The 12,541-nt window shown below is 65.3% G+C and carries 12 protein-coding genes and 1 pseudogene; 2 read left to right on the forward strand and 11 right to left on the reverse strand.

Annotation, left to right across the window (positions count from 1 at the left end; translation table 11 throughout):
* From NX782_RS15165 to NX782_RS15215, 11 genes and pseudogenes are all read right to left on the reverse strand, one after another.
* Positions 1-262, reverse strand: a pseudogene (locus NX782_RS15165) (SGNH/GDSL hydrolase family protein); the annotation flags it as partial.
* A gap of 221 nt (positions 263-483) precedes the next feature.
* Entirely contained in the window at positions 484-1,995 is a 1,512-nt protein-coding gene (locus NX782_RS15170; protein WP_258846316.1) for an alpha/beta hydrolase family protein, read from the reverse strand.
* A gap of 185 nt (positions 1,996-2,180) precedes the next feature.
* Positions 2,181-3,206, reverse strand: coding sequence for an L-threonylcarbamoyladenylate synthase (locus NX782_RS15175; RefSeq protein WP_258846317.1), 1,026 nt, complete (start codon positions 3,204-3,206; stop codon positions 2,181-2,183).
* Entirely contained in the window at positions 3,203-4,384 is a 1,182-nt protein-coding gene (locus NX782_RS15180) for a 5-(carboxyamino)imidazole ribonucleotide synthase (protein ID WP_258846318.1), read from the reverse strand. Before NX782_RS15180 ends, NX782_RS15175 begins: the two co-directional genes overlap by 4 nt.
* 15 nt (positions 4,385-4,399) lie before the next feature.
* Complete coding sequence (gene purE, locus NX782_RS15185) at positions 4,400-4,900, reverse strand: 5-(carboxyamino)imidazole ribonucleotide mutase (RefSeq protein ID WP_258846319.1); 501 nt, start codon at positions 4,898-4,900, stop codon at positions 4,400-4,402.
* A gap of 3 nt (positions 4,901-4,903) precedes the next feature.
* On the reverse strand, positions 4,904-5,800 hold the full coding sequence (locus tag NX782_RS15190; RefSeq protein WP_258846320.1) for a phosphoribosylaminoimidazolesuccinocarboxamide synthase: 897 nt from the start codon (positions 5,798-5,800) through the stop codon (positions 4,904-4,906).
* 203 nt (positions 5,801-6,003) lie between these two features.
* Complete coding sequence (gene fba, locus NX782_RS15195; protein WP_258846321.1) at positions 6,004-7,068, reverse strand: class II fructose-bisphosphate aldolase; 1,065 nt, start codon at positions 7,066-7,068, stop codon at positions 6,004-6,006.
* A 138-nt stretch (positions 7,069-7,206) separates the two neighbouring features.
* On the reverse strand, positions 7,207-8,676 hold the full coding sequence (gene pyk / locus NX782_RS15200; RefSeq protein WP_258846322.1) for a pyruvate kinase: 1,470 nt from the start codon (positions 8,674-8,676) through the stop codon (positions 7,207-7,209).
* A 54-nt stretch (positions 8,677-8,730) separates the two neighbouring features.
* Positions 8,731-9,933, reverse strand: coding sequence for a phosphoglycerate kinase (locus NX782_RS15205; RefSeq protein ID WP_258846323.1), 1,203 nt, complete (start codon positions 9,931-9,933; stop codon positions 8,731-8,733).
* 48 nt (positions 9,934-9,981) lie between these two features.
* Positions 9,982-10,326 carry an AzlD domain-containing protein gene (locus NX782_RS15210; protein WP_258846324.1) on the reverse strand — a complete coding sequence of 115 codons (345 nt, stop codon included), beginning with the start codon at positions 10,324-10,326 and terminating at the stop codon, positions 9,982-9,984.
* Positions 10,319-11,068, reverse strand: coding sequence for an AzlC family ABC transporter permease (locus NX782_RS15215; protein ID WP_258846325.1), 750 nt, complete (start codon positions 11,066-11,068; stop codon positions 10,319-10,321). Before NX782_RS15215 ends, NX782_RS15210 begins: the two co-directional genes overlap by 8 nt.
* Positions 11,069-11,284: 216 nt before the next feature.
* Between NX782_RS15215 and NX782_RS15220 the strand changes: the two genes are divergently transcribed.
* A complete protein-coding gene (locus tag NX782_RS15220; RefSeq protein ID WP_258846326.1) occupies positions 11,285-11,476 on the forward strand; it encodes a zinc-finger domain-containing protein in 192 nt (63 codons plus the stop codon).
* Positions 11,477-11,492: 16 nt separating this feature from the next.
* Positions 11,493-12,539 (forward strand): YheT family hydrolase, encoded by a 1,047-nt coding sequence (locus tag NX782_RS15225; RefSeq protein WP_370661802.1) that lies wholly within the window; start codon positions 11,493-11,495, stop codon positions 12,537-12,539.
* Positions 12,540-12,541 lie beyond the last annotated feature (2 nt).

Below are 12,541 nucleotides of genomic sequence, written 5' to 3' on the forward strand. Positions count from 1 at the left end.
CACCGGTTGAATCTGGGTAGTTCTTGCCGGTCAGTTCAGGATTGACCGAGGTGTTGTTGCCGTTGATGGTGTACTGGCCGCCACCGAGGGCTGCGACGCCGCCGACGGCATAGGTGCCGACGTCGGAAAGGCTGTCGCCGAAGGTGATCTGGTTGCTGAATTTCGTTTTGGGCGCCTGGTCGCCAGCGCTTGGGCCGTTACCGCCGCAGGCGGTCAGGACGGCCGCGGTCAGCAGCGCCAGCGCGAATGAAGTCTTACGCATTGTGTCTCCTAGATGAGTTTTTCTTTGCTTTGAAACGAACGCCCGTGCTATTCGTATCACAACTAATATGCCAGTGTTCAGCCTGGTTGTATAGCGAAAACACTTTTGTATCGTGTGGGGCAAGACTATTTGCAACACGGTACGAATGAAGCCGGCATCGCTGGCGATTATAGCAACGCGATCCGGCTTGTCATACGTAAAAAGTGTATTTTGGAACCTCTCTAGCGCGCCAGTACCGACTGGAAGTAATCACGCGTCGCGGCCATGCAGAAAGGCGCCACCAGACCGGCGTGGTAGCTCGACGCGACGGCGGCATCGCCGTTCGCCGCTCGCAGCAGACTACGCGCGGCCACGAAGCCGGCCTTGGCGGTGCGGAAGGGGTCGTTCAGGCTCGGCGTGTCGTCGATGTCGAGCTCGGTGATGGCCGCGCCGCGCGCACGGAAATAGGCGGCCGAGGCCGTCGTATTGAAATACGGCACGGTCGGATCGTCGTGGCCGCCGCACAGCAGGGTCGGCGCCATCGGCAGGTAGCTGCGCAGATCGTTGCGCACCAGCCACTGACGCAGCGCGTGCGCGGGGGCGCAGTTCAACGGCGCCGTGGCATCCTGGTCACAGGGATGGGCCGCCGCATCAAGCAGGTAGGCCGCGCGGTAATCGCTGCGGATCAGGTTGCCGGCGCCAAAGTATTGGGTATAGCCCGGCGTCTGCGGCATCGAGTCGGCCGCGAACAAACTGGTCGCCGGCAGCTTGCCCTGGCTGACCAGCTCGCTGCTGCCCAGCGTGCCCGGCACCAGGTCGGTGATGGTGGCGGCGTAAGGCGCCTCGTAGACGTCCGCAGGCACGCGGTAGATCGCCGCGCTGGCGTGCTGGGCCGCATTGATGATGGTCGGCACGATCACGGTGGCGCCATCGCGCGGCGCGCCGCCGAACAGCGCATCGCCGAAACGCGCGATCGCATACGGGCCCGACATGCCGCTCGCTGCGGTGAGCGTGAACTCGGCGTTGTTCAGTTCCTGCATCGCGCGCTGGGTTGCCAGCGCCACGAAGCCGCCCTGCGAATAGCCGGTCACCATCAGCTTGCCGGAATCGCGTGCGCCGATGGCCGTGAAGCTGCTGCGCGCCGCGCGCAGGGCGTCGATCATGTCCGCGCCTTCCTGCACGCGGTCGAGGTAGGGATGGTAGCCCAGCGAGGAGCCGCCGTAGCCGGCGTAGTTGGGCGCCACCACGATGAAGCCCTGGGCCGCGAACACGGCGGCGGCCAGGCGCGCTTCCGTGTTGTTGGCGATGTCGGCCATGTCATACGACTTCTGCAGCGAGGTGCCGTGGGCATACAGCAGCACCGGGCGCGAGTTGGTGCAAGAATTGCCGCTGCCGCTGGGCACGAAGATGGCCGCGCTGGCATCGGTCAGCTCGCCGGCGCCGCCCACGGTGTTGTAGCGCACGCGGTAGACCGAGACCGCACACTGCGGCTGGCCGGCCACCGCCAGGGTGCCGGTCTGGGCCGATTCGAGGAAGCCGGCCAGCACGGACGGCGACAGGGTGCTCAGGCTATTGCCGGCGACATTCACGGCGACCGAGGCGGCCTGGCCGACCAGGCTGCCACGGATGGGCGCAGGCAGGGGTGCGGGATTGGCGACGCCTTGCGCGGTACCGCCGGAGGTGGTGCCGCCGCTACAGGCGGCAAGCAGCATGCCCAGGCCGAGGCTGAGGGCCGGGGTGATGAACGAACGCATGGGATGTCCTTCTGACAAAACGGGGCTCACAAACACGTCGTCCCCGCGCAGGCGGGGACCCAAGTTCTGCTGGCGCTATCGAAACGCTCGCAAAATTGGGTCCCCGCCTGCGCGGGGACGACGGGGAAACTAAATTTCCGACAAGCATGCGCCCTGCATGCGTTTTTGAGAAGTAACGGTGTGTATCAGAGGGCGGTAGTGTTGTTTATCAGTCCGTGCACGATGCCGGTCGAGCGATAGGCGGCGCGGCGCAGGCGGTCGTTGACGCCCAGCCAGGCGCCATCCTGCGGCGGTGCCTCGACCAGGATGACATCGGCGCCGACGCCGTCCATCGCGCGCAGCGCCGCATACAGCGCGTGCGCAAAACCTTCCGGTGTGGGCGGCAGCGCGACCTCGGCGTGCGTCGCCGGCAGCGCCGAATAATGGATCAGCGCAACCTTGCGGCCGGCCGCGTGCAGGCGCGCCAGGGTCGAGTTCAGGGTGGCCGTGTCCTGCATCGCCACCGGCGTGTGCGGCGCGTAATGCGATTCGAGCGTGCCGGAAGCGCGCGGTGCCGCCGCATCCGGACGTGCCGGCATGCGGTCGATCACGGCGGCAATCGCCTCGGCCGAGATATGGCCGGGACGCAGCAGCACCGGACCATGGGTCGCCAGGCGCGACAGGTCGACGATGGTCGATTCGATCCCGACCTCGCTCTGGCCGCCGTCCAGCACTGCGGCAATGCGCGCATTTTCACCGACCGCGTCGCCGAACTCGTCGCGCACGTGCTGGGCCGTGGTCGGGCTGACGTGGCCGAACTTGTTGGCGGACGGCGCCGCGACGCCGCCCTGCCCGCCCTTGAAGGCTTGCAGCAGGCGGATCGCCACCGGGTGCGAGGGGCAGCGGATGCCCACCGTGTCCTGGCCGCCGGAGACGGCATCGGGAATGTTCGGTGCGCGCTTCAGGATCATGGTCAGCGGCCCCGGCCAGAAAGCATCGGCCAGCTGGCGTGCCTCGGCGGGGATGTCGGCGCACCAGTAATCGAGAGAAGCACCGGGCGCCACGTGCACGATCACCGGGTGATCCTGCGGACGGCCCTTGGCGGCATAGATGGCGGCGACGGCTGCCGGATTCTCGGCGTCGGCGCCGAGGCCGTACACGGTCTCGGTCGGGAAGGCGACCAGCTTGCCAGCTTCAAGCGCGCGTGCGCCGGCGTCGATATCGGTGCTCACAGTGCAATTCCCAATATCGTGCAGGCCGCTTCGAACTGGCGCTGCGCCTCGGCCAGCGTCGGCGCGACGAAGGTCACGTGCCCCATCTTGCGGCCGCGGCGCGGGTCGTCCTTGCCGTACAGGTGCAGGTTGGCACCCGGCAGGGCCAGCACGCGATCCCAGGCCGGCTCGCGCATCGTCTGACTGTCGCCGTCGAACCAGACGTCGCCCAGGATGTTCAGCATGACGGCCGGCGAATGCTGGCGCACGTCGCCCAGTGGCAGGCACGCCATCGCCCTGACCTGCTGCGCGAACTGGCTGGTGACGCAGGCGTCGATGGTGTAGTGGCCGCTGTTGTGCGGACGCGGCGCCATCTCGTTGACGACCAGCGAACCGTCCACCAGCACGAAGAATTCGATGCACAGCACGCCGACGTAGCCGAGTTCGGCGACGATCGCGCGCGCGGCATCCTGCGCCTTTTGCGCGCACGCGCTGGAGACGTTCGGGCCCGGCACGGTGGTGGTGAACAGGATGCCGTCGCGGTGCACGTTCTCGGCGATCGGATACACGACCGAAGCGCCGTCGTGGCCGCGCGCGGTCAAGACCGACACCTCATAGGCCAGCGGCAGCATCTTCTCCAGCAGGCAAGTGACCTTGCCCATGGATTCGAAGGCCGCGCGCACGTCCTCGCGGGTGCGCACGCGCACCTGGCCCTTGCCGTCGTAGCCCATGCGCACCGTTTTCAGGATGCCGGGCAGCAGATCGTCGGCGATCGTATCGATGTCCTGCTGCGATGCGATCACCTTGTGCGGCGCCGGCATCACGCCGGATTTATCGGCGCAGGCGACAAAGAAGGATTTCTCGGCGATGCGGTCCTGGGCCACCGACACGCCGTGCGCGTTCGGGGCCACGAAGACCTGCTGCGCCAGTTTGCTCAGGCTGTCGGCCGGGACGTTTTCGAATTCGGTGGTCACGGCCGCGCACTGGCTGGCCAGGGCGTCCAGGCCGGCGGCATCCGTATAGCCTGCTTCGACCAGGCGCTCGGCAACCTGCCCTGCCGGACAATCGGCGGCCGGCTCCAGCACGGCAACCTTGAAGCCCATGGCTTGCGCGGCCTGGGCGAACATGCGGCCCAGCTGGCCGCCGCCCATCACGCCCAGCCAGGTGGACGGGTTGGCGGCGGGCAGCAGCGGTTTCATCTCGTGGTCACTCATTTATTCAAGCGGCAAAGTCATGGCCTTGGCGGCCGCGGTCTGCTTCGCGCGGAAGTCTTCCAGTTGCGCGGCCAGCGCATCGTCGGTGGCGGCCAGGATCGCCACCGCCGTCAGTGCGGCATTGGCGGCGCCGGCTTCGCCGATGGCGAAGGTCGACACCGGCACGCCCTTCGGCATCTGCACGATGGACAGCAGCGAGTCTTCGCCGCGCAGGTAGCGCGAAGGCACCGGCACGCCCAGCACCGGCACGATGGTCTTGGCGGCCACCATGCCCGGCAGGTGGGCGGCGCCGCCGGCACCGGCGATGATGGCGCGCAGGCCACGCGAACGGGCGCTTTCGGCATACCCGAACATCTCGTCCGGCATGCGGTGGGCCGAGATCACCTGCGCTTCATGCGGCACGCCGAACTGTTTCAGGATGGCGACCGCATGCTGCATCACGTCCCAATCGGAATTGGAACCCATGATCACGCCGACCACTGGCTTGTTTTGTTCGCTCATTGCTCAGGCCTTCAGCTTTTCGCCGGTCAGGCGCTCGATGGCCTCGAAGTACTTGGCCTGGGTCTTGTCGATCACGTCCTGCGGCAGCGCCGGTGCCGGCGGGGTCTTTTTCCAGTCGGTCAAGGTTTCCAGGTAATCGCGCACGAACTGCTTGTCGAAGGACGGCGGCGACATGTCCGGCGCGTACGAATCCGCCGGCCAGAAACGCGAGGAATCGGCGGTCAGGACTTCGTCCATCAGGTGCAGCACGCCATTGTCGTCGAGGCCGAATTCGAACTTGGTGTCGGCGATGATGATGCCGCGCGTGGCCGCGTAGTCGGCGGCGGTCTTGTACAGCTGGATGCTGATGTCGCGCATCTTGGCAGCCAGTTCGGCACCGATGCGGCTTTCCATGTCGGCGAAGCTGATGTTCTCGTCGTGCTCGCCCAGGTCGGCCTTGGCCGCCGGGGTGAACAGCGGCTCGGGCAGCTTGTCGGCCTGGCGCAGGCCGGCCGGCAATTCGATGCCGCAGACCGAACCGGTGGCCTGGTAATCCTTCCAGCCGGAACCGATGATGTAGCCGCGCACCACGGCCTCGACCAGGATCGGTTTGAGACGCTTGGCGACCACGGCGCGCCCCTTGACCTGGTCCACCTCCTCGGGCGCCACCACGGATTCCGGCGCCACGCCGGTCAGGTGGTTCGGCACGATGTGGCCGAGTTTCTCGAACCAGAAATCGCTCATCTGGTTGAGTACCATGCCCTTGCCCGGGATCGGTTCGTTCATCACGACGTCGAAGGCGGACAGGCGGTCGGTGGTGACGATCAGGATCTTGTCGTCGCCGACGGCATAGTTGTCGCGGACCTTGCCGCGGCCGAGCAGTGGCAGGGAGGAAATAGTGGACTGGTAGAGGCTTTTCATAGAGGGGATATCTTGATAAAGCGAAAACCGGCGGGGAGCCGCCGGTGAGGAAGTGCGTAATTTTACGTCATTTTTGACGCGGTGCCGCATCACTGCCGTCGGCCCGCGCCTTTTGTCCGTCGTTCCCGCGAAGGCGGGAACCCAAGTTTGGTCGGTATGCCATTAACTTGGGTCCCCGCCTGCGCGGGGACGACGGGTGTTTCTTACTGAACGATCTGCGCCAGTTCGCCAGCCTTGTAGCGCTCGGCCATCTTCTCCAGCGGCACCGGCTTGATCTTCGAGGCCATGCCTTCGCAGCCGAAGGACAGGTAGCGCTGCTTGCAGATCTCGGTCGCGGCTTCGCGGGCCGGCTTCAGGTAGTCGCGCGGGTCGAACTTCGACGGGTTCTGGAACATGTACTTGCGGATCGCAGCGGTCATGGCCAGACGGATGTCGGTGTCGATGTTGATCTTGCGGACGCCGTGCTTGATGCCTTCCTGGATCTCTTCGACCGGGACGCCGTAGGTTTCCTTCATGTCGCCGCCGAATTCGCGGATGATCGCCAGCAGATCCTGCGGCACCGAGGAGGAACCGTGCATCACCAGGTGGGTGTTCGGGATGCGCGCGTGGATTTCCTTGATGCGGTCGATCGCCAGGATGTCGCCGGTCGGCTGGCGCGTGAATTTGTAGGCGCCGTGCGAGGTGCCGATCGCGATCGCCAGCGCGTCGCACTGGGTTTTCGCGACGAAGTCGGCGGCCTGGGCCACGTCGGTCAGCAGTTCTTCACGGGTCATGGTGCGGTCCGCGCCGTGGCCGTCTTCCTTGTCGCCCTTCATGGTTTCCAGCGAACCGAGCACGCCCAGTTCGGCTTCGACGGTCACGCCGATCGAGTGCGCGAACTTGACGACTTCGCGCGACACTTCGACGTTGTACTCGTACGAAGCGACCGACTTGCCGTCGGCTTCCAGCGAGCCGTCCATCATCACCGACGAGAAGCCCGAACGGATCGCGGCCATGCAGACCGCCGGCGACTGGCCGTGGTCCTGGTGCATGACGACCGGGATGTGCGGGTAGGCTTCGACGGCGGCGTCGATCAGGTGGCGGAGAAAAGCTTCGCCGGCATATTTGCGGGCGCCGGCCGAGGCCTGCATGATTACCGGGCTGTTGACGGCATCGGCCGCGGCCATGATGGCCTGCACCTGCTCCAGGTTGTTGACGTTAAAGGCCGGCAGGCCGTAACCGTTTTCGGCGGCGTGGTCCAGCAGTTGACGCATTGATACGAGTGCCATGGTTTTGCTCCAAACAATTAAAAAACCGGTGTGGAACCCTACCGATACCGTCATCCCCGCGAAAGCGGGGATCCATGCTCAGTGTCTTCGGCCACCTCAGCATGGGTTCCCGCTTTCGCGGGAACGACGATCAAGGTTTTACGAGGATTCCTTCAAAAAGTTTTCCGCATCGCCGACGCGCACGATCTTCAGCGCGTTGGTACCGCCGGCCTGCCCCATCGGCGAGCCCCAGGTCACAACGATCAGGTCGCCCTTGCGTACGACGCCTTCGGCCTGGAGGAGTTCCTCAGCCTTGCGCAGCACGGCGTGGCTGCCGCCTTCCTGCAGCAGGTGGAAGGCGCGCACGTTGCGGTACAGCGAAGCCTTGCGTTCGGTGGTCTGCGACGGGGTCAGCGCGAAGATCGGGGTGTCGATCGAGTGGCGCGACATCCACAGCGCGGTCGAGCCCGACTCGGTCAGCGCCACGATCGCCTTCACGCGCAGGTGGTGGGCGGTGAACAGGGTGCCGTAGGCGATCGACTGGTCGATACGGGTGAATTCGACGTTCAGGAAGTCGGCTTCGAGCTTGTTGTACTCGGACTGCTCGGCTTCGGCGCAGATCGCCGACATCATCTCGACGGTCTCGATCGGGTACTTGCCCGATGCGGTCTCGGCCGAGGTCATGACGGCGTCGGTGCCGTCCAGCACGGCGTTGGCCACGTCCGACACTTCGGCGCGGGTCGGCACGGCGTTGACGATCATCGACTCCATCATCTGGGTCGCGGTGATCGCCAGCTTGTTCGAGTTGCGCGCCATCTTGATCATGCGCTTCTGCAGCGCCGGCACGGCGGCGTTGCCGACTTCGACCGCCAGGTCGCCACGGGCGACCATGATGCCGTCGGAGGCGTCGAGGATTTCCTGCAGCACCGGAATCGCTTCGGCGCGCTCGATCTTCGCGATCATCATCGGCTTGTGGCCGAAGGGTTCGCCGGCGATGTTCGCCAGCTGGCGCGCCATTTCCATGTCGGTGGCGTTCTTCGGGAAGGAGATCGCCAGGTAGTCGGCCTGGAAGCTCATCGCGGTCTTGATGTCTTCCATGTCCTTCGAGGTCAGGGCCGGCGCGGTCAGGCCGCCGCCCTGGCGGTTGATGCCCTTGTTGTTCGACAGTTCGCCGCCGACCTTGACGGTGGTGTAGATCTCGCTGCCGGCCACCTTGTCGACGATCAGCACGATCAGGCCGTCGTTCAGCAGCAGCTTGTCGCCCGGCTTGACGTCGCGCGGCAGGGCCTTGTAGTCGAGGCCGACGCGTTCCTGGTTGCCCAGTTCGCCGTTCTCGCCCCACTTGGCGTCGAGGATGAAGTTGTCGCCATTGTTCAGGAAGATCTTGCCTTCCTCGAACTTGCCGACGCGGATCTTCGGACCCTGCATGTCGGCCATGATCGCCACTTCGCGGCCGCACTCGGCGGCGGCGCGGCGTACCAGGGCAGCGCGATCGATATGGTCCTGTGCACGGCCGTGCGAGAAGTTCAGGCGCACGACGTCGACGCCGGCGCGAATCATCTTGACGAGAATGTCGAAATCGGTCGATGCGGGGCCGATGGTTGCTACGATCTTGGTGCCACGGTACATGGTTATCCTTCAATGAAAAGCGCAGCCTGGGGCTGCGCTAGGGTCTCACTCAGCTTATTGGACGCTGCGTTGCAGCAGGATCTCCACCGCCGGCAGGGTCTTCCCTTCGAGGAACTCGAGGAAGGCACCGCCGCCGGTCGAGATATAGCCGATCTGGTCGGCAATATTGTATTTTGCGATAGCAGCCAGGGTATCGCCGCCGCCGGCGATCGAGAAACCCTTCGACTGCGCGATGGCCGTGGCCAGGGTCTTGGTGCCCTCGGCGAACTGGTCGAACTCGAACACGCCGACCGGACCGTTCCAGACGATGGTGCCGGCCTGCGCAATCTGCTGGGCCAGGGTAGCGGCCGTTTTCGGGCCAATGTCCAGGATCATGTCGTCGTCAAGCACGTTGGCCACGTCCTTGACGGTGGCGGCGGCGGTCGGCGAGAACTCTTTCGCGCACACCACGTCCACCGGGATCGGCACGGTGGCGCCACGTGCGGCCATCTTGTCGATGATGGTCTTCGCCTCGGCCACGAGCTCGGCTTCCATCAGCGATTTGCCGACGTTCAGGCCAACCGCCTTCATGAAGGTGTTGGCGATGCCGCCGCCGACGATCAGGTTGTCGACCTTGTCGGCCAGGCTCTGCAGGATGGTCAGCTTGCTCGAGACCTTCGAACCGGCGACGATGGCCAGCAGCGGACGCTGCGGCGCGTGCAGCGCTTTACCCAGCGCATCGAGTTCGGCGGCCAGCAGCGGGCCGGCGGCCACCCTAGGGGCGAATTTCGCGATGCCGTGGGTGGTCGCTTCGGCGCGGTGGGCGGTGCCGAAGGCATCGTTCACGTACACGTCGCACAGCTTGGCCATCTTCTGGGCCAGCTCGTCCGAGTTTTTCTTTTCGCCCTTGTTGACGCGGCAGTTTTCCAGCAGCACGACCTGACCCGGCGCGACATCGACGCCATCGACCCAGTTCTGCTTCAGCTCGACCGGCTGGCCCAGCAGCTCGGACAGGCGCTTGGCGACCGGCGCCAGGCTGTCTTCCGGCTTGAACTCGCCCTCGGTCGGGCGGCCCAGGTGGGAAGTCACCATCACGGCCGCGCCTGCCTGCAGGGCGTCGCGGATCGCGGGCACGGAAGCGCGCACGCGGGTATCTTCGGTGATGTTGCCGGCGGCGTCCTGCGGAACGTTCAGGTCGGCGCGAATGAAGACGCGCTTGCCCTTCAGCGCGCCTTGGTCGATCAGGTCTTGCAAGCGGGTGAAATTGAGAACGGCCATGTCAGCGTGGGTCCGAAAGGTAGATTAGTGAAAAAACGCTATTTTACCTTAGCCGATGTTGCCGAAAACATGAAACACACGCAACAGTGTCAGCACTACCATGCCGAACACGATGGTCTGCAACATCGCCCTGCGCCACAGGTAGAACAGCAGCGCGGCAATGCCTGCGATCAACTTCGGGTTGGCCAGCGCCAGCTGCAATTCGTCCTGCGGCCCCAGCAGCATGTCCGGAAACACGATGGCGGCCAGGGCGCAGGCCGGCGCGTAGCGCAGCATTTCCTGGACCCGCGGCGGGATCGTCACCTTGTGGCCGACCAGCCAGAAGACGCTGCGGGTGCAGGCGGTCGCCACGCCCAGCACCAGGATCACGACCCAGATCTCCCAGTCAGCCATGACCGCTCCCCTTCCGACGGCGTTTTTCCATCGTTTCCTGGCAAACCATGGCGGTGAGCATGCCGGCGACCACGGCCGCCAGCAGCCCCAGCTTGTAAGGCAGGCCATGCGCCAGCACCGCCGTGACGCCGGCCACCAGCACGCCGCACAGGGCGGCGCTATTGATAATCAGCGGCACCATGATGCAAAGAATGGCCAGCGTGCCGGCAAAGCCGAGCTGCCATTCGGTCGGGACGGCGCTGCCGAGGAAGATGCCGATCAGCGAGCCGACCTGCCAGGCGAACCAGTTCGGGTACATCAAACCCTTCAGGAAGGCCAGCTTGCCAGGCTCGGGCGCCGGGCTCGGGTAGCGCTGCAGGAACAGGGCGATCGAGACATCGCCGGAGATATAGCCGAGGTAGAAGCGCTGCCACAGCGGCAGGCGCGAGAAATGCGGGCCCAGCAGGGCGGAAAAGATCACGAAGCGCAGGTTGACGACCAGCGCGGTGAGAAAGATTACCCAGATCGGTGCGCCGGCGGCGATCAGCGGCAACGAGGCCAACTGGGCCGAACCTGCGAACGCCACCAGGGTCATACCGGATGCCTGGGCCACCGTCAGGCCGCTCTTGACCATCGCCACCCCGACCACCATGCCCCAGGCGCCGATGCCGAACAGGGTGGGAAGACCGGTGTGGAAGCCTTCACGCCAAGCGCGCGCGTCCGCTTGCGGGTCCGCCGGCAGGTCCGGGTGCATTTGCGTCATGTCGCTTTCCTGCAACATTGAGTATGCGTCAACAGCACAAGGGACGGATGGCAAGGGGACATCGAACGGGACCAGGTGATAGAGCGAGAGAATTTCTTGGAGGGAAATCTACTCGACAGTAATCGACCCGCTATTCTACCGGAGCATTCCGGGCACCAGTGCAAATCCGTTAAAATCATGACTTCGCATATTTCGCAATGACGGAGAAGACCAAACATGAACGAGAAGACCATTCCTGTGGTGGAACTGCAAGCCAAGGACCTGCCGGCCTACTGCCCGAACCCGGCGATGCCGTTGTGGTCGTCCCACCCGCGCGTCTTCCTGGATTTCGATCACCACGGCCACGCCAAGTGCCCCTACTGCGGCACCCAGTACCAGGTGGAACCCGGCGCCCTGAAACACCACTGATCCGACTGATCTTTTCATGGCCGTGAGCCAGTACTGCGCCGAGTGCAGCAGCCTGTTCGAAGGCATGCCCGCCTATCGCGCGCCATTCTGGCTGCCCGGCGGCGACCTGCAGACCATCTACCCGGCCGTCTGCATCCGCAAACCTGACGTGGCATTCCGGCGCGAGCGCTGGGACACGCCCTGCGGCCAGGATTTCATCGACGTCGATTTCGTCGACGGCGCCAGGCCCGATTCGCCTTTCCTGATGCTGTTCCACGGCCTGGAAGGCTCGTCGGACAGCCACTACGCACGCGGCCTGATGGCGGCGGTGCAGGCACGCGGCTGGCATGGCGCGATCCCGCATTTCCGCGGCTGCTCGGGCGAAGCGAACCTGGCGCCGCGCTTCTACCACTCGGGCGACGCCGAAGAGCTCGACTGGATCATCCGCCGCCTGCGTCCGCGTTTCAAAGGCCCCTTCTACGTGGCCGGCGTCTCGCTGGGCGGCAATGCCCTGCTGCGCTGGCTGGGCGAGCAGCAGCACGGCGCCGAACTCGTCAATGCGGCCGTGAGCGTCTCGGCCCCGCTCGACCTCGCGGCTGGCGGCGCGGCCCTGTCGAGCGGCTTCAACCGCGTCTACACGCGCATGTTCCTGGAAACCCTGAAGCCCAAGGCCCTGGCCAAGCTGGAGCGTTTTCCCGGCCTGTTCGATCGCGCCGCCCTGCTCGCCTCGAAAGACCTGTACAGCTTCGACAACGTCGTCACCGCGCCCCTGCACGGCTACCGCGATACCGACGACTACTGGCACCGCGCCAGCGCCAAGCACGTGCTGCACGACATCACCGTGCCGACGCTGGTGCTGAACGCGCGCAACGATCCCTTCTTGCCGGGCAAGCACCTGCCGCAGTCGGCCTCGCGCGCCGTCACGCTGGAATACCCGGCCACTGGTGGCCACGTCGGTTTTCCGGTTGGTCCTTTCCCCGGCCACAACGACTGGCTGCCGCGCCGCATCCTGCACTTCTTCGACCATGCTGCCGGAAAAGCCGGCACGCGCGCGCCGGCGGCGTCCCAACTATGCCAAGCTTGAAC

This window comes from Massilia norwichensis (assembly GCF_024753245.1).
GTDB lineage: Bacteria > Pseudomonadota > Gammaproteobacteria > Burkholderiales > Burkholderiaceae_D > Telluria > Telluria norwichensis.

What these genes read in the sequence shown, in the direction of transcription:
- NX782_RS15180 (WP_258846318.1), bottom strand. Translation starts at nt 4,384, where the DNA reads ATGAAACCGCTGCTGCCCGCCGCCAACCCGTCCACCTGGCTGGGCGTG.
- NX782_RS15170 (WP_258846316.1), bottom strand. Translation starts at nt 1,995, where the DNA reads ATGCGTTCGTTCATCACCCCGGCCCTCAGCCTCGGCCTGGGCATGCTG.
- NX782_RS15190 (WP_258846320.1), bottom strand. Translation starts at nt 5,800, where the DNA reads ATGAAAAGCCTCTACCAGTCCACTATTTCCTCCCTGCCACTGCTCGGC.
- pyk (WP_258846322.1), bottom strand. Translation starts at nt 8,676, where the DNA reads ATGTACCGTGGCACCAAGATCGTAGCAACCATCGGCCCCGCATCGACC.
- NX782_RS15205 (WP_258846323.1), bottom strand. Translation starts at nt 9,933, where the DNA reads ATGGCCGTTCTCAATTTCACCCGCTTGCAAGACCTGATCGACCAAGGC.
- NX782_RS15210 (WP_258846324.1), bottom strand. Translation starts at nt 10,326, where the DNA reads ATGGCTGACTGGGAGATCTGGGTCGTGATCCTGGTGCTGGGCGTGGCG.
- NX782_RS15225 (WP_370661802.1), top strand. Translation starts at nt 11,493, where the DNA reads ATGGCCGTGAGCCAGTACTGCGCCGAGTGCAGCAGCCTGTTCGAAGGC.
- NX782_RS15220 (WP_258846326.1), top strand. Translation starts at nt 11,285, where the DNA reads ATGAACGAGAAGACCATTCCTGTGGTGGAACTGCAAGCCAAGGACCTG.
- NX782_RS15215 (WP_258846325.1), bottom strand. Translation starts at nt 11,068, where the DNA reads ATGACGCAAATGCACCCGGACCTGCCGGCGGACCCGCAAGCGGACGCG.
- fba (WP_258846321.1), bottom strand. Translation starts at nt 7,068, where the DNA reads ATGGCACTCGTATCAATGCGTCAACTGCTGGACCACGCCGCCGAAAAC.
- purE (WP_258846319.1), bottom strand. Translation starts at nt 4,900, where the DNA reads ATGAGCGAACAAAACAAGCCAGTGGTCGGCGTGATCATGGGTTCCAAT.